Annotated in this window: 1 pseudogene; it reads right to left on the reverse strand. The window is 61.4% G+C overall.

Annotated elements, in window-relative coordinates:
• Nucleotides 1–204 precede the first annotated feature (204 nt).
• Nucleotides 205–931 (reverse strand): annotated as a pseudogene (tnpC, locus tag GXY01S_RS16735) (IS66 family transposase); the annotation flags it as partial.

The following is a 931-nucleotide window of genomic DNA, read 5'->3' on the forward strand; positions in this document are numbered from 1 at the left end:
GAAGGAAAGCACTATGTCCGGATCTCGGATTTTATGGGGGCAGGTGAGCGTCGTCCTGCTCATGATCATCATATCATGGTGGATGGCGACGCAATGGGTGGCGTGGAAACTGGGCTTTCTGCCCCAGCTTGGTCCGCCTCGGATCACGCTTGCGCATCATTGGCCCGTCTACTGTAAGCATCCGACGAGGACCACAGGCATGCGTCAGGCCGCCTGTGTATGATTGGCGTGACGGGTGTTTTTCCAATTCCAGGGAAGCAGGTCGGGGAGCCGGGAGACGGGAATATCGTTGATCCGTCCGATGACGTCAGCCGGCCAGGCGTGGGGATCGACATCATTGAGTTTCGCAGTGACGGTCAGGGAATACATGGCAGCCGCGGTCCGAACCCGCGAACAGCCAGGCCTTGCGTCCTACGGCGATGCCACGAAGGCTCCGTTCTGCCGCATTATTGGTCAGGCAGATCCGGTCATCATGGAGGAACGCCGCGAAGGTATCCGGTCGTCTGAGGATGTAGGCCATGGCCTGCGCGACGGGTGATTTTCCGGACATGCGGCTGCAACTGTCACGCATCCATTCCATCAGGTTTTCCACGATGGGCGCGCTGAACTGCTGCCGCAGCACGGCACCATTGATGGTCCGTTCCACCTCGAACAGGCAGTCGATCCGCCTTACGGCTTCCACGGCAAGAGGTGCCCTGCCCAGTTCGGCCAGCCGGAACAGGCCGCGTCGGGCATGCGCCCAGCAGCCCGCCAGCGTGACGGGCGCAGGCTGCCGTTCCGGCTTTGCCAGGGCATTGTAGCCGGCGTAGGCATCAGCCTGCACGATGCCACTCCAGCCATCAAGGTGAGTGGCAGGAGGCGCCGGGCCGCCAAAGGGGCGGTCATCGCGTAAGCACTCGGCGACTGACGCCTTCCTGAATATTTCTATTGT

The sequence above is a fragment of the Komagataeibacter xylinus NBRC 15237 genome (genome assembly GCF_001571345.1).
Classification (GTDB): domain Bacteria; phylum Pseudomonadota; class Alphaproteobacteria; order Acetobacterales; family Acetobacteraceae; genus Komagataeibacter; species Komagataeibacter xylinus.